This is a genomic window from Paracoccus shanxieyensis (genome assembly GCF_009711265.1).
Lineage (GTDB): Bacteria > Pseudomonadota > Alphaproteobacteria > Rhodobacterales > Rhodobacteraceae > Paracoccus > Paracoccus shanxieyensis.
This window is the reverse complement of the sequence record NZ_WMII01000004.1, coordinates 119,790-141,672: the sequence shown is the minus strand read 5'-3', so window position 1 is coordinate 141,672 and position 21,883 is coordinate 119,790. Positions and strand designations below refer to the sequence as shown.

Annotated in this window: 18 protein-coding genes and 1 tRNA gene; 13 read left to right on the top strand and 6 right to left on the bottom strand. The window is 64.1% G+C overall.

Features of this window, described 5'->3' with window-relative positions; all coding sequences use genetic code 11:
* Positions 1-8 precede the first annotated feature (8 nt).
* Positions 9-2,756, bottom strand: coding sequence for a [protein-PII] uridylyltransferase (locus GL284_RS05825; RefSeq protein WP_425274180.1), 2,748 nt, complete (start codon positions 2,754-2,756; stop codon positions 9-11).
* 65 nt (positions 2,757-2,821) lie between these two features.
* Positions 2,822-4,018, bottom strand: a complete 1,197-nt coding sequence (locus GL284_RS05820; protein WP_155043660.1) for a penicillin-binding protein activator — start codon at positions 4,016-4,018, stop codon at positions 2,822-2,824.
* A gap of 122 nt (positions 4,019-4,140) precedes the next feature.
* On the opposite strand from GL284_RS05820, the gene rsmI reads away from it, so the two are divergent.
* The 3 genes from rsmI to gshB all read left to right on the top strand — a co-directional run bounded on the left by rsmI (position 4,141) and on the right by gshB (position 6,414).
* The gene (gene rsmI, locus GL284_RS05815; protein ID WP_230382931.1) at positions 4,141-5,025 is read left to right on the top strand and encodes a 16S rRNA (cytidine(1402)-2'-O)-methyltransferase; all 885 of its coding nucleotides are present in this window, start codon (positions 4,141-4,143) and stop codon (positions 5,023-5,025) included.
* The gene (locus GL284_RS05810; RefSeq protein ID WP_155043658.1) at positions 5,025-5,393 is read left to right on the top strand and encodes a YraN family protein; all 369 of its coding nucleotides are present in this window, start codon (positions 5,025-5,027) and stop codon (positions 5,391-5,393) included. Before rsmI ends, GL284_RS05810 begins: the two co-directional genes overlap by 1 nt.
* A gap of 70 nt (positions 5,394-5,463) precedes the next feature.
* Positions 5,464-6,414 carry a glutathione synthase gene (gene gshB, locus GL284_RS05805; RefSeq protein WP_155043657.1) on the top strand — a complete coding sequence of 317 codons (951 nt, stop codon included), beginning with the start codon at positions 5,464-5,466 and terminating at the stop codon, positions 6,412-6,414.
* Positions 6,415-6,682: 268 nt separating this feature from the next.
* Here gshB and GL284_RS05800 read toward each other — a convergent pair whose 3' ends face one another.
* Positions 6,683-8,197, bottom strand: a complete 1,515-nt coding sequence (locus GL284_RS05800; protein WP_155043656.1) for a YifB family Mg chelatase-like AAA ATPase — start codon at positions 8,195-8,197, stop codon at positions 6,683-6,685.
* Between the two features lie 134 nt (positions 8,198-8,331).
* On the opposite strand from GL284_RS05800, the gene GL284_RS05795 reads away from it, so the two are divergent.
* From GL284_RS05795 to GL284_RS05750, 10 genes are all read left to right on the top strand, one after another.
* A complete protein-coding gene (locus tag GL284_RS05795; protein WP_155043655.1) occupies positions 8,332-9,594 on the top strand; it encodes a bifunctional phosphopantothenoylcysteine decarboxylase/phosphopantothenate synthase in 1,263 nt (420 codons plus the stop codon).
* Positions 9,594-10,661, top strand: a complete 1,068-nt coding sequence (locus tag GL284_RS05790) for a cysteine desulfurase family protein (protein ID WP_155043654.1) — start codon at positions 9,594-9,596, stop codon at positions 10,659-10,661. Before GL284_RS05795 ends, GL284_RS05790 begins: the two co-directional genes overlap by 1 nt.
* 1 nt (position 10,662) lies before the next feature.
* Entirely contained in the window at positions 10,663-12,186 is a 1,524-nt protein-coding gene (gene sufB / locus GL284_RS05785; RefSeq protein ID WP_155043653.1) for a Fe-S cluster assembly protein SufB, read from the top strand.
* Positions 12,183-12,494, top strand: coding sequence for a heavy metal-binding domain-containing protein (locus GL284_RS05780; RefSeq protein ID WP_155043652.1), 312 nt, complete (start codon positions 12,183-12,185; stop codon positions 12,492-12,494). The genes sufB and GL284_RS05780 overlap by 4 nt, the downstream gene beginning before the upstream one ends.
* 9 nt (positions 12,495-12,503) lie before the next feature.
* Entirely contained in the window at positions 12,504-13,259 is a 756-nt protein-coding gene (gene sufC / locus GL284_RS05775) for a Fe-S cluster assembly ATPase SufC (RefSeq protein WP_155043651.1), read from the top strand.
* Positions 13,259-14,578: a SufB/SufD family protein gene (locus GL284_RS05770; protein ID WP_155043650.1), complete on the top strand. Its 1,320-nt coding sequence runs from the start codon at positions 13,259-13,261 to the stop codon at positions 14,576-14,578. The genes sufC and GL284_RS05770 overlap by 1 nt, the downstream gene beginning before the upstream one ends.
* A 4-nt stretch (positions 14,579-14,582) precedes the next feature.
* Positions 14,583-15,074 (top strand): hypothetical protein, encoded by a 492-nt coding sequence (locus GL284_RS05765; protein ID WP_155043649.1) that lies wholly within the window; start codon positions 14,583-14,585, stop codon positions 15,072-15,074.
* A gap of 10 nt (positions 15,075-15,084) precedes the next feature.
* Positions 15,085-15,672, top strand: coding sequence for a YIP1 family protein (locus GL284_RS05760; protein WP_155043648.1), 588 nt, complete (start codon positions 15,085-15,087; stop codon positions 15,670-15,672).
* Positions 15,669-16,880, top strand: coding sequence for a cysteine desulfurase (locus GL284_RS05755; protein WP_155043647.1), 1,212 nt, complete (start codon positions 15,669-15,671; stop codon positions 16,878-16,880). The genes GL284_RS05760 and GL284_RS05755 overlap by 4 nt, the downstream gene beginning before the upstream one ends.
* Positions 16,881-17,093: 213 nt before the next feature.
* A tRNA-Arg gene (locus GL284_RS05750) sits at positions 17,094-17,170 on the top strand.
* Between the two features lie 183 nt (positions 17,171-17,353).
* Here GL284_RS05750 and GL284_RS05745 read toward each other — a convergent pair.
* The 3 genes from GL284_RS05745 to GL284_RS05735 form a co-directional block, all read right to left on the bottom strand.
* Positions 17,354-18,628, bottom strand: coding sequence for an FAD-dependent oxidoreductase (locus GL284_RS05745; RefSeq protein ID WP_230382920.1), 1,275 nt, complete (start codon positions 18,626-18,628; stop codon positions 17,354-17,356).
* A gap of 25 nt (positions 18,629-18,653) precedes the next feature.
* The gene (locus GL284_RS05740) at positions 18,654-19,064 is read right to left on the bottom strand and encodes a MerR family transcriptional regulator (protein WP_080620529.1); all 411 of its coding nucleotides are present in this window, start codon (positions 19,062-19,064) and stop codon (positions 18,654-18,656) included.
* Between the two features lie 137 nt (positions 19,065-19,201).
* Entirely contained in the window at positions 19,202-21,853 is a 2,652-nt protein-coding gene (locus GL284_RS05735; RefSeq protein WP_155043645.1) for a heavy metal translocating P-type ATPase, read from the bottom strand.
* Between the last annotated feature and the right edge of the window lie 30 nt (positions 21,854-21,883).

Below are 21,883 nucleotides of genomic sequence, written 5' to 3'. Positions count from 1 at the left end.
GTCGTCTTTCAGAACGCGCCGCCAAGGGGGCGCTCGGCCTTTTCGGCGCGCTCGGCACCGTCCTTGATCGCTTGTTGCAATTTGCGGGACAGGGTGTCGCGGCGCTGCTGCTGGTGCAGTTTCAGGCCGAACATGTCCTTGACATAGAATGTATCGACGACCTGCGCGCCAAAGGTGGCGATCACGGCGCTGGCGATCTGGATATGGCTTTCCGCAAGGGTCCGCGTCAGATCGTAAAGCAGGCCGGGCCGGTCGCGGGTATCCACCTCGATGACGGTATAGACATCCGAGGCCTCGTTGTCGAAATTCACATGCGTCGGGAAGCGGAAGGCGCTTTCGCGTTTCTTCGGCTTGTCGCGTCCGGCCAAGGCCTCGCGCGCGACGATTTCGCCCGACAGCGTGCGTTCGATCATCTTGCGCAGACGGGGCAGGCGGTCGGCGTCATAGGGGTGGCCGTCGCCATCCTGCAACCAGAAGACGGCGGTGGCAAAGCCGTCGCGCGTCGTATAGGTGCGCGCGTCCACCACGTTTGCACCGACCAGCGCCAAGGCCCCCGCCAGCCGCGAGAAGATGCCCGGATGATCGGCCAGCACGAAGGCCGCGCGGGTCGCGTCGCGGTCGGTATCGGGATGCAGGTCGATGCGGATCTGGTCATCGCCCAGACCGCGCAGCAATTCCGCAAAGACCGCCTGCGTCTCGGTGGGCAGGCCCGGCCAGTAATTGTCGTAATGGCGGCCAAGTTCGGCCTTGGTGGCGCGGGCGTCCCAGTTGCGGGCCGAAAGCAAATGGCGCAGCGAGCGCTTGGCTTCGCCGATGCGGCGGTCGCGATTGATCTCCTCAAGCCCGCTTTTCAGCGCGCGTTCGGTTTCGGCATGCAGCTTGCGCAGCAGCATGGCCTTCCAGTTGTTCCATGTGCCGGGACCGACGCCGCGAATGTCACAGACGGTCAGCACCAGCAGCAGTTCCAGCCGCCGCGTGCTTTTCACCGCCTTGGCGAAATCGCGCAGGGTGCGGGGATCGGCAATGTCGCGTTTCTGCGCCACGTCCGACATCAGCAGGTGGTTGCGGATCAGCCATTCGATGGTTTCGATCTCATCGGTGGGCAGGCCGAAGCGGGTGCAGATGCGCCGCGCCAGCCGCGCGCCAAGGATCGAGTGATCCTCGGCCCGGCCCTTGCCGATATCGTGAAACAGCACCGCCAGATAGATGACGCGGCGGTTGATCCGGCCCTGCATGATGCGCGAGACCACCGGCAGATCGTCAATCACCTCGCCACGTTCGATGGCCGACAGGGCGGCAACGCATTGGATGGAATGTTCGTCGACCGTATAGTGGTGATAGACGTTGAACTGCATCATCGCGACGATGGGCGCGAATTCCGGAATAAAGGCCCCCAGCACGCCCAGTTCGTTCATGCGCCGCAACGAGCGTTCGGGATTGCCGTGTTTCAGCAGCAGGTCCAGAAAGATCCGCACCGCCTCGGGGTCCTGGCGCAGGCGGTCGTCGATCAGCTTCAGATTGGCCGCGACCGCGCGCATCACATCGGGATGCAGCAGCACCTGCAGGCGCAGCGTTTCCTCGAATACCAGAAGCATGTTCAGCGGATCGGCAAGGAAGCTGGCTTCGTCGGTATAGTTCAGCCGTCCCTGATCCAGCCGGAAGCCGGGCTTTGCGCGTTTGCGGCGGGAAAACAGCGTGCCAAGGATCGGCGCCTTATACAGATGCCGCCCTTCCAGCGCGACCAGAAACACCCGCGTCAACTCGCCCACACGGGTGGCATGGGTGAAATATTCCTGCATGAAAATCTCGACCGCCCGGCGTCCGCCCTGATCGCGATAGCCCATGGCATGGGCCACCTCGACCTGCATGTCGAAGGTCAGCTGTTCGACCGGGCGACCGGCGATCAGATGCATGTTGCAGCGCACGGCCCACAGGAAATCCTCGGCCCGCCAGAAGGTCAGGTGTTCGTCGCGGGTAAAAAAGCCCAGATCCACCAGTTCGACGGCGCGGTCGACGCGGTGGATGTATTTCGCGATCCAGTACAGCGTCTGCAGGTCGCGCAGCCCGCCTTTGCCTTCCTTGACGTTGGGTTCCAGCACATAGCGCTGGCCGCCTTGGCGGCGGTGACGCTCGGCGCGTTCGGCCAGCTTCGCCTCGATGAATTCCGGCACCGAATTGTCGAAAAGCTCGGTCCACAGCCGCTCGCGCAGGCTTTCGGCGGGGGTGGCATAGCCGCAGACCAGTCGGTGTTCCAGAAGGCTGGTGCGGATGGTGATGTCACCCGCGCCCAGCCGCAGGCAATCGTCGATCGAGCGGGTGGACTGCCCGACCTTCAGCTTCAGGTCCCACAGCATATACAGCATCGATTCCACGACGCTTTCCGCCCAGCCCGAGACCTTCCACGGCGTCAGGAACAGCAGATCCACATCCGATTGCGGCGCCATCTCGGCGCGGCCATAGCCGCCGATGGCCAGCACCGACAGCTTTTCGGCATCGGTGGGGTTTTGCTGCGGATGCAGGATGGTGGTGGCGACGTGATGGACCGCCGTCACCACGGCATCGGTCAGGCTGGCCACGGCGCGCACGGTTTCGCGCGCGGCGCGGGGATGGCTGCGAAAGCCCGCGACGATATCGGCCATGGCATCGCTGCGGGCCTGCGACAGGATCGCGACCGAGCGGGCGCGCACCTCGCGCGGGTCGGCGCAACCCGCCAGCTGGCTGTCCAGCCAGGGCAGGAATTCGGCAGGCGAGAACAAGGAATTCGCCCCGGGCAATGCCGGGGCGCTTTGTGGCGTCTTGTCGGGGACGGTCTTGGCCAAGTTCAGAACCCGCTGCCGCCGAAGCTTTTCGGCGCGGGATCAAGGATCTGCACCCGACCGCCGGTGATGGTCGCGACGGACAGGGCGCGGTCATTGGTGCCGTCGCGGTTCAGCCGGAACGCGCCGGTGACGCCGGCAAACCCGGCATTCTGGGTCAGACCCGCCGTGGTCAGCGCATTGCGCTTGCCCGCCCGCACCAGCGCCGCGATGGCGGCCACACCGTCATAGGACAGCGAGGCTAGATCATGCGGCGCCTCGCCATAGGCCGAGCGGTAGCGCTGCTCGAACTGCGCTTTCATGCTGTTGTCGGGCAGGGCGAACCAGCCGCCTTGGATGCCGCGCAGGCCAAGCCGTTCCGAGGGCTGGTCCCAGCGCGTCAGGCCCATCATCTGCACTGTGGCCGAGGTCACGCCCGCATTGGCCAGCCCGTCGGTCAGATAGGGCAGCACCGCGCCCTGATTGGCGGTCATGAAGATCGCGTCGACATTGCCCGACTGTGCCGCCTGCTGGATGTTCGGGATCACGCCGTCGATCCCCTCGCGCGAGACGGGGTGGACGGCCATGCCGGCCATCACCACGCCGTTGCGCTGGATCGCCTGCTGGATGGCCTGCGCGCCGATCTGGCCTGCCGCGTCGTCCTCGGCCACGACCATGATGCGGCGGCGGCCGGTATCCTTGGCGTATTTCACCAGCCGGTTCGCGGTATTGGCAAAGGTATTGCCCAGCACGAAGACGTTGCCGCCTGCGATATCGGCATTGTTGGAAAAGGACAGCACATTGATGCCGCGCGGGGCCATGGCATTGCCGACGGCATTGGCGCTGTCGGCGAACAGCGGGCCAAGGATGATCTTGGCGCCCTGATCGGCGGCCTGCGTCGCCTGCGCCACCGCCGTGGCGGGATCCGAGCCTGCGTTATAGACCCGCACGTCGATCGTCGCCCCCTGCGCATCCGCAGCCGCCATCCGGGCCGAGTTGGTCAGCGACCGGGCCAGCCAGTCCAGATCGGGCGCTCCGCCCGGAACCAGCAGGGCGACCTGCACCGGCTGCGAGGGGTCGATGGACTGCCCGGTGGACCCGCTGCTGGCGCCGGTCTGGATGGGTTCGCAGGCGGCAAGCACAAGGGCCGAGGCTATGGCGGCGATACGCGCGAAGGGGCGGCGCAGACTGAAGCTGCCGCGGATCGTGGTCTTTGCGGTCATGGCATGATTCCCTGTGACTGGGGGACTGGGGACTTAACGGCAGCAGGTTATTGGCATATCCGGGGGTTGGCAACTTGCGCGGATGGCCCGCGCCCGAACGAAAGGACCGGCAGATGAATGAGATGCAGGAGGCCCGCAAACTGGCGCTGTCGATTTCCGCCGACCGGCCAGAGGCGGCGCTGCATCTGGTGGCCACGCCCATCGGCTCGGCCCGCGACATCACGCTGCGGGCGCTGGACGTTCTGAACGCGGCGGATGTGCTGGCAGCCGAGGATACGCGCAATCTGCGCCATCTGCTGGACATCCACGGCATTCCGCTGCGCGGGCGCCGGCTGATAGCCTATCACGACCATAATGCCGATCGCGCAAGGCCCGCGATTCTTGCGGCGCTGCATCAGGGCCTGTCAGTGGCCTATGCCTCGGACGCCGGCACGCCGCTGGTTGCCGATCCGGGTTACCGGCTGGCGCGCGACGTGATCGGCGAGGGGCTGGTGGTGCGGGCGCTGCCGGGGCCCTCTGCCGCGCTGGCGGGGCTGTCGGTTTCGGGCCTGCCCAGCGACCGTTTCCTGTTCGTGGGCTTTTCGCCCAATGCTGCAGGCGCGCGCAAACGCTGGATCGCAAGCTGGATCGAAGCCGAGGCAACCGTCATCGCCTTTGAAAGCCCAAGGCGCGTTAGGCAATTATTGGAGAATTTGTGCGAGGTTGAACCGAATCGAGCTACGGTGATTTGTCGGGAATTGACGAAGAAGTTTGAAGAAGTGCTGCGCGGCACGGCGCAGGACCTGCTGGCGCAGATCCCCGACGAAGGTCTGCGCGGTGAGGTCGTGGTGCTGTTCGGCCATCCCGAACCGAAACAGGTCGGGGAGGACGATCTGCGCGGTGCCCTGGCAGCGCTGCTCGACCAGATGCCGGTCAAAGAGGCGGCGGCGCAGGTCGCGGCAAGGTTTGGGTTGCCCCGGCGCGATATCTACGCGCTGGCGGTTGAATTGAAGGAGGCGAAACAGTGATGCAACGCGTGCGCCGCGGTCAAAAGGCCTATTCCGCCGGTTTGATGGGCGAAGAGTCGGTCTGCCGGGACTATGTGTCCCGCGGTTATGCCCCCATCGCGTCGCGCTGGCGCGGCTCATGCGGTGAGATCGATCTGATCATGCAGCGCGGCGACGAATATGTCTTCGTCGAGGTGAAGGCATCATCCAGCCATGCCCGCGCTGCCGAACGGATCGACCGGCGGCAGATGGACCGCATCTGCAACGCCGCGCTTGAATTCTGCACTGGCCTTGCGCAGGGCCTGCTGACGCTGATGCGGTTCGACGCGGCCTTGGTCGACGCTACGGGCCGTGTTCAGGTGATCGAAAACGCCTTCGGCTCGGCCTGAGGGGCGGCGCGCTTGCAATGGCGGTCCTGTCGGGCCACAACTCGCGCCAAACCAAGGCGGAGTTGATCGCATGAGTCTTTACGTCGCGCTGCAGATGGATCCGATCGAGAACGTCTCGATCCAGGCCGACAGCACCTTCCGTCTTGGGCTTGAGGCAGAGACGCGCGGGCACCGGCTGTTTCAATACACCGCCAACAAACTGACCTATGTCGAAGGCCGGGTCATCGCGCGTGGTCGCCCCATGAGTTTGCGGCGCGAGCAGGGCAATCATGTCAGCTTTGGCGAATGGGCCGATGTCGATCTGACGGAATTCGACGTGGTCTGGCTGCGGCAGGATCCGCCCTTCGACATGGGCTATATCACCAACACCCATCTGCTGGACCGGGTACATCCCCAGACCTTCGTCGTCAACGATCCGTTCTGGGTGCGCAACTGCCCCGAAAAGCTGCTGGTGCTGGATTTCCCCGACCTGACGCCGCCGACGCTGATTTCCCGCGATCTGGCGCAGATCCGGGCGTTCCGGCAGCGGCATGGCGACATCATCGTCAAACCGCTTTACGGAAATGGCGGGGCGGGGGTCTTTCATCTGCGGCCCGAGGATCCGAACCTGTCCTCGCTGATCGAAACCTTCACCGCCATCAGCCGTGAGCCGATCATTGCGCAGAAATACCTGCCTGCGGTGGTCAAGGGCGACAAGCGCATCATTCTGGTCGACGGCCAGCCGGTCGGCGCGATCAACCGTGTTCCCGCGGCGGGCGAGGCGCGGTCCAACATGCATGTCGGCGGTCGCCCCGAACAGGTAGGCCTGACCGAACGCGAACATGAGATCTGCCGGATCATCGGCCCCGTCCTGCGCGAAAAGGGGCTGATCTTTACCGGCATCGACGTGATCGACGGCTGGCTGACCGAGATCAACGTGACCTCGCCGACCGGCATTCAGGAGCTGGAGCGGTTCGACGGCATCAACGCCGCCGCGCTGATCTGGGAAGCGATCGAACGGCGGATCTCGGAAGGCGGCTGAGTTTGCTGCGTTTTGCGCGGGGGTGGCAGCCATTCTGTTTCTGCCCGTGCCCGCGCGAATTTCGGTGCTGCTTTTGCCAAGCCTGCATTACGCCGGTGTCCGGTGTGGCTGCTCGAAGGCCATATTCCCGCGCGTGCTGGATCTTCCACGCAGTTCTGGAACGCTGAGGTCTGACATGATGGCGCCTGCATCAAGCGGCGCCTGTGATCGGCGCCATGTCCGGCCAGCTGTGCATGGCGGCAAGGGGCACATGACCACATAACAACCATCAGCCCATCTTGGTAAACACCAGCCGATAGGACAGCGCCTCGGCCAGATGCGCCGCGCGAATGTCTGCCGAGGCGTCCAGATCGGCGATGGTGCGCGCCGTGCGCAGGATACGGTGATAGCCGCGCGGGGTCAGGCCGAAGCGGTCCGCCGCGCGCGACAGCAGCGCCCGGCATTCTTCGTCCAGCGGCGCGATTTCGTCCAGCAGCCGCCCCGAGGCCTCGGCATTGACCTGCACATGGGGGTGCCGGGCAAACCGCGCCGTCTGCACCTTGCGCGCGGCAGCGACCCGCGCCGCGACATCGGCCGAGCTTTCGCCGCGCTGTGGCAGGTTCATTTCCTCGATGGTGATCTGCGGCACCTCCATGCGCAGATCGAAGCGGTCCATCATCGGACCCGAGATGCGCCCCATGTAATCCGCCCCGCAGACCGGCGCCCGCGCGCAGGCCCGCGCCGGATCCGGCAGATAGCCGCAGCGGCAGGGATTGGCCGCTGCCACCAGCAGAAACCGCGCGGGATAGCGGATATGGGCATTCGCACGGGCGACATGCATTTCCCCCGTCTCGATGGGTTCGCGCAGCGCGTCGATGACCCGGCGTTCAAATTCCGGCAATTCGTCCATGAACAGCACGCCGTTATGCGCCAAGCTGATCTGGCCCGGCCCGGCATGGCGACCGCCACCGACGATGGCCGCCATCGAGGCCGTGTGATGCGGCTGGCAAAACGGCGCGGTGCGCGAGATCGAGCCGCTTTTCAGCAGTCCCGCGACGGAATGGATGACCGAGGTTTCCAGCGCCTCGGTCGGGGTCAGGGGCGGCAGGATGCCGGGCAGGCGGCGCGCGAGCATCGTCTTGGTCGCCCCCGGAGCCCCCACCATCAGCAGATGATGCCGACCCGCCGCAGCGATCTCGATGGCGCGGCGGGCGCGTTCCTGGCCCTTCACATCGGACAGATCGTCGAAATCCCCGGCCATCTGCGGCGGGCCGGGCGTCGCGCGGGACAGGGGGGCGCGGTCGGTCAGGTGATCGACCACCTCGCGCAGGTGGCGCGGCGCAAAGACCGTGACGGCGCTGACCCATGCCGCTTCGGGACCGCTGGCGCGCGGCACCAGCAGCGCGCGGTCGTCCTCGGCTGCGGCAAGGGCGGCGGGCAGGGCGCCTGCGACAGCGGACAGCCGTCCGTCCAGCGCCAGCTCGCCCAGACTGACGATGCGCTCAAGCGCCTCGACCGGGATCACCTCCAGCGCGGCCAGCACCGCCAGCGCGATGGGCAGGTCGAAATGCGAGCCCTCTTTGGGCAGATCGGCGGGCGACAGGTTCACCGTCACCCGGCGCGAGGGCATGGCGATGGACAGCGCGCCAAAGGCCGCGCGCACCCGTTCGCGCGCCTCGCTGACCGATTTGTCGGGCAGGCCGACGATGCCGAAGCCCGGAAGGCCGGGGCTGACGGAGCATTGCACCTCGACCAGACGGGCCTCGACCCCTTCGAAGGCCACGGTATAGGCGGTGGCTGCCATGCTGTCCCCGTATTCGCTTGCCGCAACTGGTTAACAGCGCCGGGCTTAAGGAAAGGTTAACGGCGGGGCTTCCTTGCCGGGACGCGCCTTTCCGCCTATGTGCAAGGGCAAGGTTCAATCAAAGGAACGCCATCATGTCGGGCAGCCGCGTCCTGCTGATCGTCGGAGGGGGCATCGCCGCCTTCAAGATGCCAGAACTGATCCGCATGTTGCGCCGCGAGGGGGTCGAGGTGACGCCGGTGCTGACCAAGGCGGGGGCGCAGTTCGTGACGCCGCTGACGCTGTCGGCGCTGGCCGAGAACCCCTGTCATACCGAGCTTTTCGACCTGACCCGCGAATCCGAGATGGGCCATATCCAGCTGTCGCGCGCCGCAGATCTGCTGGTGGTGGCGCCTGCCACCGCCGATCTGATGGCGCGGATGACGGCCGGGATGGCCGATGATCTGGCGACGACGCTGCTGCTTGCGACCGACAAGCCGGTGCTGGTCGCGCCTGCGATGAATGTGCGGATGTGGAACCACCCCGCCACTCAGCGCAACCGCGACACGCTTGAGGAGGATGGCATCCGCTTCGTCGGTCCGGTTCAGGGCGACATGGCCTGCGGCGAACACGGTCCGGGCCGCATGTCGGAACCCGAAGACATCAAGGCCGCGATCATGACGCTTTTGGACCGCGTGCGCCCGCTGCGGCTGGTTCCGGAACCTGCCCCGGCAGCACCCGCGCCGCCTTTGGTCGCGCGGCGTCTGGTCGGGCGGCATGTCATCGTGACCTCGGGGCCGACGCATGAGCCGATCGACCCGGTGCGCTATATCGCCAACCGCTCCAGCGGGGCGCAGGGCACGGCGATTGCCGCCGCTTTGCGGGATATGGGCGCGCGGGTCAGCTTCGTGACCGGCCCCGCCGAAGTGCCGCCGCCCGAAGGGGTTGAGGTGATCGCGGTCCAGACCGCCCAAGAGATGCATGACGCGGTCAAGGCTGCCTTGCCGGCCGATGTCGCGGTGATGGCGGCGGCGGTGGCCGACTGGCATGTGTCGAACGCGCAGGGCCAGAAGATCAAGAAGGATGCCGAGGGCCATGCGCCCAGCCTGCAATTCGCGGAAAACCCTGATATTCTGGCATGGATCGGCCATCTGACGCAGGATCGCCCGGCTTTGGTCGTGGGCTTTGCCGCCGAGACGAATGATGTCGTGCCCCATGCCACCGCCAAGCGGCTGCGCAAGGGGGCGGATTGGATCGTCGCCAATGATGTCAGCCCAGCGACCGGGATCATGGGCGGGTCTGAAAACGCGGTGACGCTGATTTCCGATGCCGGGGCCGATGCGTGGCCGCGCATGGGTAAGGATCAGGTCGCGCGCCGACTGGCCGACCGCATCGCCGACACGCTGGAGGAGATGTGATGCATCGCACCTATCTGGACTGGAACGCCACCGCTCCTTTGCGATCCGAGGCGCGCGAGGCGATGCTGGCGGCGACCGAGATCGTGGGCAACCCGTCCTCGGTCCATGCCGAGGGGCGGGCGGCCAAATCGGCGCTGGAACGCGCGCGCGAGGATGTCGCGGCAGCGCTGGGGGCCGAAGGCGCGGATGTGATCTTTACCTCGGGGGCGACGGAAAGCGCGGCCTTGGCGCTGGCGGGGCGGGGCCTTGCTTCGGCGGCGGTGGAACATGCCGCCGTGCTGGCCTGGACACGGCCCGAAATCGCGGTCGATGCGGCGGGGATCGCCACGGTCGCCGATCCCGCCTGCGCGACGCTGCAGCTGGCCAATGCGGAAACCGGGGTCATTCAGGATCTGCCGCAGGGGCTGGCCGCCAGCGACATGACGCAGGCCTTTGGCAAGATCCCCTTCGCCTTCAACTGGCTGGGTGTTCAGGCCGGTTTCGTCAGCGCCCATAAGCTGGGCGGCCCGCGCGGCATCGGCGCGCTGATCGTCAAGCGCGGCACGGAAATCGAGGCACAGCTGAAGGGCGGCGGTCAGGAACAGGGCCGCCGGGCAGGCACCGAGAACCTGATCGGCATCATGGGATTTGCCGCAGCCGCACGCGCCGCGCAGGCCGATCTGGATCGCGGCATCCCCGAAAAAATGGCCGAACTCCGGGATTCGCTGATGGCTACTCTGGAATCCGGGGCGGAAATGGTTACATTCCCGGGGCGCGAATCCCGCCGCCTGCCGAATACTTTGTCGATCCTGACGCCGGGATGGCGCGGAGAGACGCAGGTGATGCAGATGGATCTGGCCGGTTTCGCCGTTTCGGCGGGCTCGGCCTGTTCGTCTGGAAAGGTCCGGCCCAGTTCGGTGCTGACCGCCATGGGCATCGCGGAGGAATGGGCGGGCGATGCGATCCGCGTCTCGATTGGGCCCTTGACGGACGGTCGGGACGTTCTGCGTTTCGCGGATGCCTGGCTGGCGGCCCATGCGCGCTGGCGGCAAAGGAATGACACGCGGGCAACCGCAGGAAGGGTTTGAGATGGCTGGTGAGATCGAAGAACTGGAAGTCCGCGAAGGCGTGGACCGCGAGACCGTCGAGACCGTGGCAAACATGGGGTCCTATAAATACGGCTGGGACACCGAGATCGAAATGGAATACGCCCCCAAGGGGCTGAACGAAGACATCGTGCGGCTGATCTCGGCCAAGAATGACGAACCCGAATGGATGACCGAATGGCGCCTGCAGGCCTTTCGCCGCTGGCTGACCATGACCGAACCGAAATGGGCGATGGTCAACTATCCCGAAATCGACTTTCAGGATCAGTATTACTATGCCCGCCCCAAAAGCATGGAGGTCAAGCCGAAGTCGCTGGACGAGGTCGACCCCAAGCTGCTGGCGACTTATGAAAAGCTGGGCATCCCGCTGAAGGAACAGATGATCCTTGCCGGGGTCGAGGGCGCGGAAAACGCTCCCGCCGAAGGCCGCAAGGTCGCCGTGGATGCGGTGTTCGACAGCGTGTCCGTCGGCACGACCTTCAAGGACGAACTGGCCAAGGCGGGCGTGATCTTCTGTTCGATCAGCGAGGCGATCCGCGAACATCCCGAACTGGTCCAGAAATATCTGGGCAGCGTCGTGCCGCAATCCGACAATTTCTATGCTACGCTGAACAGCGCGGTCTTCTCGGATGGCTCGTTCGTCTATATCCCGCCGGGCACGAAATGCCCGATGGAGCTTTCGACCTATTTCCGCATCAATGCCGAAAATACCGGCCAGTTCGAACGCACGCTGATCATCGCCGACCGGGGCGCGTATGTCAGCTATCTGGAAGGCTGCACCGCACCCAAGCGCGACACCGCGCAATTGCACGCCGCCGTCGTGGAAATCGTCATTCTGGAAGATGCCGAGGTGAAATACTCGACCGTCCAGAACTGGTTCCCCGGCGACGAAGAGGGCAAGGGTGGCATCTACAACTTCGTCACCAAACGCGCCGATTGCCGCGAAGCCCGCGCCAAGGTGATGTGGACGCAGGTGGAAACCGGCAGCGCCGTGACGTGGAAATACCCGTCCTGCATCCTGCGCGGCGACGAGTCTCAGGGCGAGTTCTATTCGATCGCCATTGCCAACAACATGCAGCAGGCCGACACCGGCACCAAGATGATCCATCTTGGCAAGAACACCCGCTCGCGCATTGTTTCCAAGGGGATTTCTGCCGGCAAGGCGCAGAATACCTATCGCGGTCTGGTGACGATGCACCCCCGCGCGACCAACAGCCGCAACTATACGCAATGCGACAGCCTGCTGATCGGCGATCAGTGCGGCGCGCATACCGTGCCTTATATCGAGGTGAAAAACACCTCGTCCCGGGTCGAGCATGAGGCGACGACCAGCAAGGTCGATGACGATCAGCTGTTCTATTGCCGCGCGCGTGGCATGGATGAGGAAGAGGCCGTGGCGCTGGTGGTGAACGGCTTCTGCCGCGAGGTGCTGCAGGCCCTGCCGATGGAATTCGCCATGGAGGCGCAATCGCTGGTGGCGATTTCGCTGGAAGGCTCGGTCGGATGATCGTGACCACCACCAACAGCATCGAGGGCCGCCGTGTCACCGCCTATCATGGCGTCGTGACCGGAGAGACGATCATCGGTGCGAATATCTTCCGCGATCTGTTCGCGGGTATCCGGGACATCGTGGGCGGCCGCTCGGGCGCCTACGAATCCGCGCTGGCCGAGGCCCGCGAAACCGCCTTGTCCGAAATGCAGCAGCGCGCCCAAGCCATGGGTGGCAATGCCGTGATCGGCGTCGATCTTGACTATGAAGTCATCAACAACATGCTGATGGTGTCCGCCTCGGGCACGTCTGTGACTGTGGAATAGGAACGAAACATGCTGGAAATCAAGAATCTGCACGTGAAACTTGAGGAAGAGGACAAACAGATCCTCAAGGGCGTGGATCTGACCGTCCCGGCAGGCGAGGTCCATGCGATCATGGGCCCCAACGGCTCGGGGAAATCGACGCTGTCCTATGTGCTGTCGGGCCGCGACGGCTATGAGGTGACCGAGGGTGAGGCCAGCCTGAACGGCGAGGCCCTGCTGGAGATGGAGCCCGAGGAACGCGCCGCGGCCGGCCTGTTTCTGGCCTTCCAGTATCCGGTGGAAATCCCCGGCGTCGGCAACCTGACCTTCCTGCGCACCGCCGTCAACGCACAGCGCAAGGCGCGTGGCGAGGACGAGCTGTCCGCCGCAGACTTCCTGAAGGTCGTGCGCGAAAAGGCCAAGACGCTGAAGATCGACGGCGACATGCTGAAGCGCCCGGTCAATGTCGGTTTCTCGGGCGGTGAGAAGAAGCGCAACGAGATCCTGCAGATGGCCATGCTGGAACCCAAGATGTGCATTCTGGACGAGACGGATTCCGGTCTGGACGTGGATGCGATGCGTCTGGTGGCCGAAGGCGTGAACGCGCTGCGTTCGCCCGATCGCAGCTTCCTTGTCATCACCCATTACCAGCGCCTGCTGGACCACATCAAACCCGATGTCGTCCATATCATGTCCAATGGCCGCATCATCAAATCGGGCGGCCCCGAACTGGCGCTGGAGGTCGAGAATAACGGCTATGGCGACCTGCTGGCGGAGGCCAACTGATGGCAGATACGGCTGTTCTTGCCGCCCAGACCCCAACGGTCGAGGGGAAAGTGCGGCCCGGTGAGGCGGCTTTGGCCGCACGTCTGGCCGCGCTGGACCTGCCCAAGGGCGGTTTTGCCAAGGCGCGCGAAGATGCCGCGCAACGTCTGTCGGCCATCGGCCTGCCCGGCGCGCGCGATGAATACTGGCGCTATACCAACCCGGCCGCGTTCAATGCGCCTGTGCCCGAGGCCTTGCCGGTCCCGGATCGCGCCTCGACGCTGTTCCAAGATGTCGACCGCCTGAAGCTGGTCTTTGTCGATGGCCGTTTTGACGCGCAGGCTTCGGACGATCTGACGGGCGAGGGGCTGGAGATCTCGACTTTGGCCGAGGCCGGGGCGGGTCACTGGGCCGAGGCGTTTTATGGCAAGCTGGAAACCGAGGGCCAGACCCCGGTCAAGCGTCCTTTCGCGATCCTGAACACCATGGCCGCGACCGATGGCGTCTTGATCCGGGTGACCGGCAAGGTCTCGCGTCCGGTGCATGTGCTGTATCGCCGGACGGATGCCAAGGCGGATGTCACCCTGCATCACGTCATCGCCTTGCAGGATGGTGCGGAACTGACGCTGCTGGAAACCGGCGCGCTGGGTGCGCGCTCGAACGCGGTGCTTGAGGTCGACGTGGCCAAGGGCGCGCGCTTCCACCACATCGCCAGCAAGCGCGCGGACGATGCCAAGGTCGGCATCGGCCATATCTTTGCCCGCGTGGGCGAGGATGCGCTGTTCAAATCGTTCAGCCTTGCCATCAACGGTCAGATGATGCGCAACGAAGGCGTCATCCAGATCCTTGGCAATGACGCGGTGGCCCATATTGCCGCGGCTGGCCTTGGCGATGGCCGCGATTTCCACCACGACGACACCGTGTTCATCACCCATGCCGCCGAGCGTTGCGAAAGCCGTCAGGTCTTCAAGAAGGTGCTGAAGAACGGCGCCAACGGCATCTTTCAGGGCAAGATTCTGGTCAAGCCCGGCGCGCAGAAAACCGATGGCTATCAGATCAGCCAAGGCCTGCTTCTGGACGAGGGCAGCCAGTTTCTGGCCAAGCCCGAGCTGGAAATCTATGCCGATGACGTGAAATGCTCGCATGGCTCGACCACAGGGGCGCTGGACGAAACCGCGATGTTCTACCTGCGCTCGCGCGGGGTGCCGAAGGAACAGGCGGTGGTGCTTCTGGTGCTGTCCTTCCTGGCCGACGCGCTTGAGGAAATCGAGGATGACGGTCTGCGCGACGAGATTCTGGGTCGCCTTGACGAATGGCTGACCAGCCGGGCTGCCAGCTAAGGCGATGCAGTCCGGGATCGTCCCGCGCATCGTGCAAAGCTGGTGGGCGCCGGGCAGGGTGGTGCAATCCCTGCGCGGCATGCCCGACCGGGCGCTGGTCGTCATTCTGATGGCGGCCATGCTGCTGTTTCTGGTGGCGCAGCTGCCGGAACATGCGCGGGCGGCGCAGATCGACCCCTCGGTGCCGCTGGCGGCGCGCATTGCCGGGGCGGCGATGGCCGTGTTGTTCATGATGCCGCTGGCGGCTTATGGGCTGGCCGCGCTGGTCGGGCTGCTGGCGCGGCTGACGCCATGGCGGCTGGCGGCGCGGGATTCGCGTCTGGCGCTGTTCTGGGCCTTGCTGGCGGTCGCGCCCGCGATGCTGCTGGCGGGGCTGACGGCGGGGCTGATCGGTCCGGGCGCGCCCCTGACGCTGACGCGGGCGCTGGCGGGGATCGGGTTTCTGATGATATGGGGTGCGGGATTGCGCGCAGTTGCGACTGCGCCCGCAAAGTGACGGAGCTTTCATGAATTTCCGCGATCTGGGTGATCTGATGGTGATGACTTTGCGCAATCCGGCGCAGGGCGTGGCCATGCTGCGCGGGCTGGACCTGTCGATGGCCGAACGCTGGCTGATGCTGGTTCTGGCGGTCTGTCTGTCGACCTTGCTGGCCGGGCTTGCGCGCCAGCTTTTCCCGCCCTCGACCGAGGATGCGCTGTCGGCCTTTCTGTCCGTGCCCATGTGGCTGGCGGTGCTGCAATTCGGCGCGATGATCGTTTCGGCCGTCGTCATCACCGTCATCGGTCGCGCCTTCGGCGGTCACGGCACGTTCGAGGACGCCATTCTGCTGATCGCATGGGTCGAGTTGATCCTTGTCGGCCTGCAGGCCATGCAGATCGTGCTGATGCTGATCATGCCCGGCAGTGCGGCGCTGATGTCGATGGTGGCCTTCGGCATCTCGGTCTATCTGACCATCTCGATGACCAAGGCGCTGCATGGCTTTGAAAGCGTCGCCAAAGTGACGCTTGGCTTCATCGGCACGGTCTTCGTGCTGGGCTTCGTGCTGTCCGTCATCGCCGCCGCATTCGGCATTTTCCCAGAGGTCGCACCATGAGCTTCGATGTCGACAAGGTCCGCGCGGATTTCCCGATCCTGTCGCGGCAGGTGAACGGCCGCCCTCTGGTCTATCTGGACAGCGGCGCGTCGTCGCAAAAGCCGCAGCAGGTGATCGAGGCCGTGACCCGCGCCTATGCCAGCGAATATGCCAATGTGCATCGCGGGCTGCATTTCCTGTCGAACCTCGCGACCGAGAATTATGAGCGCGTGCGGGCCATCATCGCCCGCTTCCTGAACGCCCCGCATGAGGATGAGGTGATCTTCACCTCGGGCGCGACCGAGGGCATCAATCTGGTGTCCTATGCCTGGGCCGCGCCGCGCCTGCAGGCCGGGGATGAAATCGTGCTGTCGGTGCTGGAGCATCACGCCAATATCGTGCCGTGGCATTTTCTGCGCGAACGTCAGGGCGTCGTCTTGAAATGGGTCGAGCCCGAGCCGGATGGCAGCCTGCCGCCCGAAAAGCTGCTGGCCGCCGTCGGGCCTAAGACAAAGCTGATCGCCGTCACGCATATGTCGAATGTCACCGGCACCGTGGTCGATGTCGCGGCGATTGCGCGCGGGACCGATGTGCCGGTTCTGGTCGACGGCTCGCAGGGGGCGGTGCATATGCCGGTCGATGTCGCGGCTTTGGGCGTCGATTTCTACTCCATCACCGGCCACAAGCTGTATGGCCCCTCTGGATCGGGCGCGATCTGGATTTCGCGCGAACGTCAGGCGCAGATGCGGCCCTTCATGGGCGGCGGCGACATGATCCGCACCGTCAGCCGCGACACCGTGGACTATGCCGATCCGCCCCTGCGCTTCGAGGCGGGCACGCCCGGCATCGTCAATCAGATCGGCCTTGGTGTCGCGCTGGACTATCTGATGGAACTGGGCATGGAAAATGTCGCCGCGCATGAGCGTGACATCCGTGATTATGCCCGCGACCGGCTGCGCAGCCTGAACTGGATTTCGGTTCAGGGCGATGCGGCGGATAAGGGCGCGATCTTTTCGCTGACGATGCAGGGGGCGCATGCCCATGACATCTCGACCATCCTTGACAAGCGCGGCATCGCGGTCAGGGCAGGGACGCATTGCGCCATGCCGCTGCTGGATTTCTTTGGCGTATCGGCCACGGCCCGCGCCAGCTTCGCGATGTACAACACCCGCGCCGAGGTCGATGCCCTGATCGACGGCCTGACCTTCTGTCGTGAGCTTTTCGCCTGATGCCCCATTGCAGAGCCGCCCGTTAGCGGCTATGCAATCGCCACGCTGCACCCGTAGCTCAGCTGGATAGAGCGCTGCCCTCCGAAGGCGGATGTCAAGTCCGGCAATGTGAACGAGTGAGTAAAAAAGTAGAAGTAAAACAGTAACTTGCGGGCTTCGATTTTTGGGGTTAACACTCGCTCGAAAACCGCGTAAGCACTGCGTAAGCAGTAGGCACCCATAGCTCAGCTGGATAGAGCGCCACCCTCCGAAGGTGGAGGCCTCAGGTTCGAATCCTGATGGGTGCGCCATTCTCCCCTAATCGTTGATTGCTGGTTCTTCGAAACGGGCAGAGAATCTCCCGTGCTGCGGCGGATGGCGAGAATGTCAGCGGGAAATTCACCAGCGAACGATAATCCCTTTCTCGCAAGCTAGTCTCTACGGTGAAGGTGACATCGGCCAAGGTGCCTAGGTCAAGCACCTGCTCCATAGTTTTATCGGGGCGGAGCCGCAGACTTCCTGAGCGAACAGGACCAATCGACTAGCTGTGTGCGAACATGCTCGGGACGAAAGCCAAGTCCGATGAGGCGGCCGGTCAGCCGGGGCAACAGTGGCGACCGGGCAATCAGGCGCATGAAGAGAGGAGGCTTCGGACTTCGTGCGCTGTCTGCCTCACCCGCACGCTTTCGGCTGCGCATCATCAGTTGTAGTTTTTGGGTCGCTCTGGTTGGAAAGGCGCGTCGGCGCTGCACGGCCTCCAGCAAGCGCGTTTTCATTCGTCCTTCGCGCAAGGCTTCAGCCAGTAGGTTGGCCGTCGCTATAGCGTCCTGAATAGCGAGGTTCACACCAACGCCGCCAATCAGCGACATGGCGTGTGCGGCATCCCCGATAAACAACAGGCCGGGTTTCCACCACGTCTTCAGGCGGTCGATCCGAACGCTCAGCAGATGCACGTCATCCCAAGAGCGGATCTCCTTGAAGCGGTCCGCAGGCAAAGGTGCGACCTCAGCGATCCTTGCGCGAAGCGCACCAATTCCGCCGTCCTTCAGCGCGTCGACGGTCCCCTTGGTGATGACGTAGCCGCACTGCCAGTAGTCGCCTCGGTCGATCAGAACCAGCCCCTGTCGCGGGCCGGCATGGCTCATCGCTTGCTGGGGATCGCCGGCCTTTTTCGAGACCTTCATCCATAGAATATCTGTGGCCGTGCCAAAGCTCTGAACCTCAAGTCCCGCAGCCTTGCGGGTGGCGGAATTGCGTCCGTCGGCACCGATTACGAGATCGGCATCAAGAACCAGATTGCGGTCGCTCTGGCGAGCATTCACGCCGACAACTCGACCTGCTTCCCAACGGAGCGACGTTATCTCGGTCGACATCAGCAAGCGGAAGCGCGGAAATCCCGCTGCCTTCCGTGCCAGAAAATTCAGGAAATCCCATTGGGGCATGAAGGCGATGAACTTGGCGCGCGTCGGCAGTTTGGAGAAGTCTGCGATCGTGACCTTGCGTCCTTCGATCTCAGCGTGGAGCTGATAGGCTTTCTGATGGGGAAGCGTGAGAAGTTCGTCGAGATAGCCAAGCTCGTGCATTGCTTCGAGTGTCGAAGGATGGATGGTATCTCCACGAAAATCGCGCAGGAAGTCCTGGTGCTTCTCGATGACCGTTACGTCGACCCCGGATCGGGCCAGAAGGAGTCCGAGCATCAGGCCGGCCGGTCCCGCCCCCACGACGACGCAGCTCTGGCTCCTTTCCAGATTGGAATAAAGGTATCTCAACTCCATACCTCCTGTCGTTTCGAGGCTAGTGGAGGGGCTTATCCGCATGATCTGTCGCCGTGCTGCAGCAATAGGGCGCGTCGTCCCCATCGCTCTCGCCTTCGGCGACCCGCTTGATCACCTTTTCAAGGTCTTCCAGTTGAGCGATCTTCTCCTCGACGGAAGCGAGCTGCTGTTTTGCGATACGGAGTGCCTCGGGCGAACGCGAGGCCGAGACGTCGGCTAGATGAAGCAGATCCCTGATCGCATCGATGTCAAACCCGAGATCCCGCGCCCGGCGAATGAACAGTAATCGTTTGACCGCATCATGATCGTAGCGTCTCTGATTGCCCTTGTTTCGCAAGCCCTCGGGCAAGAGACCGATCTGCTCGTAATAGCGGATCGTTGGAATCTTGACCCCCGTGATCTGGGAGAGTTTGCCGATGCCCAGGTCCATGGCTGTTGTCCTTTCTGAAGGGTGGTGCCAGTTCATGAATGGGTTTTCCGAGCGCGATGTTCGCCGTTGCTACGATTGGTTCCGGCCGGGCAAAGCCGCCCGTCAAGTTTGACGGACGGCTTCTTCGACGGGAGGGATCAGTAGCTCTCGGCTGGTATCAGGGGGCGTGAAGACGTGCCGTCGTCACGTTCGTCGTCGGTCGACTTCGCCCCCTTGAAGCGCAAGAGCCGGAGCGCATTCAGCGTCACGATCGCGGTGGCGCCGGTATCGGCGAGGACTGCGATCCAGAGGCCGGTGATCCCTAGGACGCTGGTAACGAGAAACAGGCCCTTCAGCGCCAAAGCGAAGACGACGTTCTGATGGATGTTGGCCATTGTCGCACGGGACAGCGCCACAAGATGGGCAACATCCGTCACTCGGCTCTTCAGCAGGGCGGCGTCCGCCGTCTCGATTGCCACGTCGGTTCCGCCGCCCATGGCGATCCCGACATCGGCGGTTGCGAGCGCAGGGGCATCGTTGATTCCATCACCGACCATAGCCACCTTGGTCGTTCGTTTCATCTCGTTCACGAGATCGAGCTTGTCCTGCGGCAGAAGCTCGGCGCTCCATTCGATACCAAGACCCTTGGCGATCGCCTGAGCGGTGCGCCGATTGTCGCCGGTCAGCATCACGGAACGAACGCCCATCGCTTTGAGCCGGGCAATCCCCTCGGGCGCGTCTCGCCGCGGTTCGTCGCGCAAGGCGATCAGGCCGATTGCTTCCCGCGTCCCCTCATCAAAGAGGACGGCAACGGTGTTGCCGCGATCTTCGAGCCCTTCGATTGCGCTCTGCTCGTGCTTACCGATCACTACCACGTTCGCGGCATGGCTCGGGGAGCCGACGGCAAGGCGGCGCCCGACGACCGTGGCATGGACTGCCTTCCCGGCCGTCGCAGAGGCGTCCTGCGCCGGAGGGACCGCTATGCCGGAAGCCTCTGCTCGGTTGATGATCGCCTTGGCAAGCGGATGGCTGGAACCCGTCTCGACCGCTGCCGCCAATGCGATGACGTCCTTCTCCTCGTTCTTGCCGAAGGCCACCGTTTCGGTGACGCGCGGCTTGCCCTCAGTAAGCGTCCCTGTCTTGTCGAAGGCGATAGCATTCACCTTGCCGATGGTTTCGAGGGCGTTGCCGCCCTTGATCAGCAGGCCGCGGCGGGTGCCGACGGCAAGGCCCGAGGCGATCGCCGCAGGCGTCGAGAGAACGAGCGCGCAGGGACATGCGATCAGCAAGAGCGCGAGACCGCGATAGATCCAGGTGTCCCAATCGCCGCCCATCGCCAGTGGCGGCACGATGACGATCAGCGCAGCGATCAGCATCACGGCCGGGGTATAGTAGCGGCTGAAATTCTCGATGAAACGTGCGGTAGGAGCCTTGGCGGACTGAGCCTGCTCGACGAGCTGGATGATGCGCGAGATCGTGTTGTCGGCAGCGGCCTTTTCGACGCGAACCTTGAGAACGCCATCGACATTGATGGACCCAGCATAAATGCTCTCGCCCTTGGCTTTGGCGCGCGGGACCGATTCTCCGGTGATGGGCGATTCGTCGAGGCTGGAAGTGCCTTGGACGATCTGTCCGTCGGCCGGCACTCGGTCGCCGGGCCGCACAAGAACAAGGTCGTTCACGCGCAAGGAAGTCGCCGGGACGCTGCGCTGAGCGCCGCTGGGATCAAGCAGAATTGCGGTCTTTGGCACCAGCGACGCAAGGGCCTTTATGCCAGCGCGAGCGCGTCCGGCTGCAACGCTTTCAAGCAACTCGCCGACCGCGAACAGGAACACCACCGCAGCCGCCTCTTCGGCCTCGCCGATCACCAAGGCGCCGATCGCGGCCACGCTCATCAGTGTCTCAATCGAGAATGGCGACCCTGACGTCGCGAGAGCAAACGCCTTGCGGGCGAACGGCAGGACGCCTGCGACGACGGCGAGTGCAAAGATCCACTCTGCATAGAGGGGGATAAACTGGGCGATGAGGTAGGCCGAGCCCATCAGCAGACCGAGGCCGATGACGTGCTTGCCCTTGCGAGTCTGCCACCAGCGTTGATTGCGCATGGCTGGCGCGGGCGCAACGTCCACGGCGACGTCGGACGAAGACGAAAGTTCGCGTGTGTTGGATACCCCGAAGCCGAGGCTCTTGATGGTCCTTTCGATGTCGGCAACCTTGGTGCCCGAGCCGGGAACCAAGTTGAGTTCAAGCATTTCGGTCGTGAAGTTCACGCGAATGTCGGAAACATCGGGCATTCTTGCAAGTGCGACTTCGATCTTGCCGACGCAACTCGCGCAATCCATGCCCTCGACCCGCATCGAGACATTGGGCGGAGATGTCGGATCTGTGCGCGAGACCGGCGTTTGCGCGAGCTGACCATGATCGTGGCCACCGCAGTCGCTGTGATCATGATGATGCGCATGGTGGTGATCGTGCCCATGATCATGCTCACCGGAGCAGCCGCTGTGGTCATGCCCGCTGTGCGCTTCGGAATGCCGGGCGGGCGTCGATGGAATGACGGCGGGCGGTAGCTCGGTCACATCGAAGCCGAGCGCGCGGATCTTCCTGGCGATGTCGTTCGACGTCGTTGTGCTGGCCGTATCGCGGGAAAGCTGCAGCGTCTCGGTGGCAAAATTGACGGTAACGTCAGTGATGCCTCCCAGACGGTTCAGTGCAGTCTCGATCTTGCCGACGCAACTTGCGCAATCCATGCCCTCGACGCGAAAGCCCAAGCGCTCACCGCCGCTAGGTGCTGAAAGTCCCGTTGTCATTCCGATCTCCTTTCTCACCACGCGGTGGGC